Genomic DNA, 4,139 nt, shown 5'->3' with positions numbered 1-4,139 from the left:
ACCTTCAATCCAGATGGAACATTTAATTATACACCCAATTTAGATTTTACTGGAAGCGATAGTTTCACCTATCAAGTAAACGATGGAACCGACAATTCTAATATTGCTACCGTTAATCTAACAGTTGGAGAAGCGCCTAATATTCCTCCAGTTGCGACGGATGATAACTATACCACTCCATTTGAAACCGTTTTAACAGTTAACCCAACGTCAGGAATTATTAGCAATGATATCGATGATGATGGCGATGAACTCACGGCTACTTTAATTACTGAACCAAGTAATGGAAGTTTAACCTTCAATCCAGATGGAACATTTAATTATACACCCAATTTAGATTTTACTGGAAGCGATAGTTTCACCTATCAAGTAAACGATGGAACCGACAATTCTAATATTGCTACCGTTAATCTAACAGTTGAAGAACCGCCGAATATTCCTCCGAATATTCCCACTGTTAGCTTGACTGCAACTCCTGAAACGTTAATCGAAACTGAATCTACTGAGTTAACTTTTAACTTTGAACTCAGCGAACCTCCAGCGCAAGAAGGGATTACGGTGATTTTGGAAAGTAATACTCCTCAAGGGTTTACTCAGTTTGATTTATCCAATGTTAACTCATCAGGAATTGGAAATATTAATGATGTTTCACCCAATGAAGATTTTTTTGCTTTTGCTATTACCATTCTTGAACAGAATGCTAGTATTAGTTTACCCATTTTTCAAGATGTTCTTGACGAAGAAGAACAAGTTATTAGTTTTCAATTAGTAGAAAGTGAAAATTATAACCTAGCAGAAGATTATACTCCGATTTCAATTACATTTATTGATGAAAATCCTGATGATTCGGGAGAGAATCCTGACGAGGATATTGATGAAAATCCTGATGATTCGGGAGAGAATCCTGATGAGGATATTGATGAAAATCCTGATGATTCGGGAGAGAATCCTGACGAGGATATTGATGAAAATCCTGATGATTCGGGAGAGAATCCTGACGAGGATATTGATGAAAATCCTGATGATTTGGGAGAGAATCCTGACGAGGATATTGATGAAAATCCTGATGATTCGGGAGAGAATCCTGACGAGGATATTGATGAAACTCCTGATGATTCAACCAACCAACCTCCAGTTTTAACAACACCCATCTCAGATCAAGCTGGATTACAACAGCTAGGATTTAGTCTCAATATCAGTCAAAATTTTAGTGATCCTGAGAACGATCTTATAACCTATTCAGTAACAGGTTTACCTGCTAATTTAGACTTTGATTCAAACAGTGGATTAATCGTTGGAATTCCCACACAACCCGGACAATTTAATGTTACTGTAACGGCTAGTGACTCGCAAGCAAATCAAATTCAAGATAGCTTTGAACTCCTGATTTCACCGTTTGTTGTTCCCCAACTTCCTCCTATTCCGGAATCTTTTTCTCCTGAACCTGAACTGGAAGCTGAACCGGAACCCGAACCGATTATTCCGATAGAAATTGAATTACCTACTCCCGAACTAAATTCAGAGATTAACTCAGAAATATTCGGAGATTTAGAAGATAATGAACTGATTGGAACCGAAGAAAACGACGCGCTTTTTGGAAATCAAGGAAATGATTCTATTTTAGGTTTAGAGAAGGATGATAATCTATTTGGAGGTGAAGATGATGATCGGATTATTGGTGGTTTAGGGAATGATGTAATTTTTGGAGAAAAAGGAAATGATTCTCTATTTGGTGATGATCCTTCAAGCGGAAATTCTCAACGTCGAGATTTTATCATCGGAGGTGAAGGAGATGATTTAATTTTTGGAAATCAAGATGAAGATACACTAATTGGCGAGGAGGGGAATGATAGCTTTTATGGGGGTAAAGGAGATGATTTAATTTTTGGAGGTGAAGGAGATGATTTTCTTTCAGGAGATGCAGGAAATGATACCCTAATTGGCGGGTTAGGACGGGATAAGTTTATGCTTTCAACAGGTCAAGGAACCGATACCATTGTAGGTTTTGAAGCCGGAACAGATAGCTTTGAACTCGCTGGAGAATTAACCTTTGATCAACTCCGAACCACCCAACAAAATGGTCTAACTCAAATTCGCTTGTTGGATACTGATGAAATTTTAGCAGTTCTTGATGTTGAGGCTAATAAACTGGATATTTCTCCTCTAGAAAATGAAGAAAATCCCAATCCTGAAAATGATAATGATGATCAAGATGAACCGAATGATGATAATAACAATCAACCTCCTGAAAATCCCTCCGATAATGGAAATCTGCCGGATAATCCCGAACCAGAAGATGAGTTAATTCAAGTGAGTTTTAGCGCGAGTCCAAACACATTGATTGAAACAGAAGGAACTCGGTTAAACTTTGAATTTTCACTCAATCAACCGCCTCCAGAAGACGGACTACGAGTATTTGTAGACAGCGATCTTCCTCGATCTTTGACTCAACTCGATCTCACCGAACTTTCCTATACAGGAGGTGAAAGTTTCCCGACAGGAGACTTTGATTTTACCGGGTTCGCGTTTACTATTACCGAACAAACCGCAAGCATTAGTGTTCCGATTTTTGATGACAGTTCTCTCCCTCCAGAGGAAAGTGAAGAAGGCGCCGTTCCTGTTACTTATCGACTTTTAACCCGAAATGGCATTAGTTCTCAAGACTTAGCGGAAGTGGAAGCGAGTCAGAGTATTAGTGAGTATCTGATTGATCCGAGTCTCAACTCTAGCACGATTATTTTCGCAGATAGTCCTGAAAGTCTTGTATAACAGGAGATGAAGCCTGAAATCTTTGAGAGTGCATAAAAGCTTTGGGTTCCTCCTATTCAAACAGTAGAGAAGGAAAACAACTCCACAAGAATAGAGGAACTAAATCATGCTTTTTTCTCAAAAATCCATCGTTACTTTCACTATAGTTAATACCTTTTTAGTTGGATTAGCTTTGAGTGTGAGTCCAACTCCAGGATTAGCTAGAATGGCTCAGAATAGTCAAATTCAAAGGACTCCAGTTCAGCCGCAAATTCAGCCTAATACTAATTTTGGAGTCTCTCCTGATTTCAAAGGAAACTGGAAAGGAAACCTCCACGCCAAAGGAGATGATGCTCTCACCATCCTTGAAATTGTGGTTTTCTCTAACTCGGGTTCCAACTATCAAGGAACTTGGAAACATCACGGTTCTAAGTACAATGCTAAAAACGATACTTGGGAAGATACAATTCTTCAGCAAGGAACGTTAAAAGCCTCCAGACAAGGAAATGAAGTGACTCTAGAATTGAACGGATTTAATGGTAATAAACTGGTTTTAAGCGGAACGTTAACCCCGAGTAAAATTTCAGGAGAAGTTGTTGGATTTTCCAATTTTGTCTTCTCTTTTGCGAAACAATAAGAGAATTGCTCCCCCCAAATCCCCCTTAATCAGCAAAGGGGGACTTTGAGGTTGATCGAGAGAATCTTAAAAATTATTGAGAATACTTTTTAACAGAGGGGAGGAAGCCTGAGTGGGAAACCCTGAGATCTAGCCCAAACCGGAGAAAGCTGCAAACCCCTAAAACCCTTACACTGTATAGATTATAAGTTGACTTATCATATATTTTTCACAAAAGTCTTTTCAAAATCCTCCTAAAAGTGATACACTCTCATCTACCGTTATTAAAACTAAGTCTCAAATAGCTGAGAAGTTCGTTTTAATCAACGGTGATCTCTGATCGATTTGCTTCCCCCTGCAACCGAAGTTGACGGGGTACACATCTTGTCAAAATTTGGGGAAGTCAAAAGTCTCTTTCTTTTAATATAAGGAGTAATTTTCAACAAGCAAGTTTGAACTTCCGACTGTTCGTGCCGCCTCGGCGAAGGAGAATCGCATCACCCTGGTACATTCACCGATTTTTCTGGCTAAACTCACAAAGGTTGTGTTGTCCCGATGGGACTACGGGCGGAAATCTAATTGATCATCTAGGGTTGCAAATAACAAGAATCTATGTCAATAATATAAAAAGTCTTGACTGGGCGGGTGTATCACAGATGAAATCGAAGCTGGCATTTAACCCCAACCCTGAGCAAGTCTGATCTTGAAGTTTCTGCTTGAACTTAAGATTAATTCTCAAGAAACGCATATTTTGGGTTAAGTCACAGAGAGAGAA

2 protein-coding genes are annotated in these 4,139 nt (G+C 38.9%); both read left to right on the top strand.

Features of this window, described 5'->3' with window-relative positions:
- Positions 1-2,769, top strand: a 2,769-nt coding sequence (locus VB836_RS15695) for an Ig-like domain-containing protein (protein WP_323220509.1), incomplete at its 5' end; no start/stop codon positions are given.
- 106 nt (positions 2,770-2,875) lie between these two features.
- Positions 2,876-3,385 carry a hypothetical protein gene (locus VB836_RS15690; RefSeq protein WP_323220507.1) on the top strand — a complete coding sequence of 170 codons (510 nt, stop codon included), beginning with the start codon at positions 2,876-2,878 and terminating at the stop codon, positions 3,383-3,385.
- Positions 3,386-4,139: the final 754 nt, after the last annotated feature.

It is taken from the genome of Limnoraphis robusta BA-68 BA1 (assembly GCF_034932365.1).
Lineage (GTDB): Bacteria > Cyanobacteriota > Cyanobacteriia > Cyanobacteriales > Microcoleaceae > Capilliphycus > Capilliphycus robustus.
This window is presented reverse-complemented; position numbering and strand designations above follow the sequence as displayed.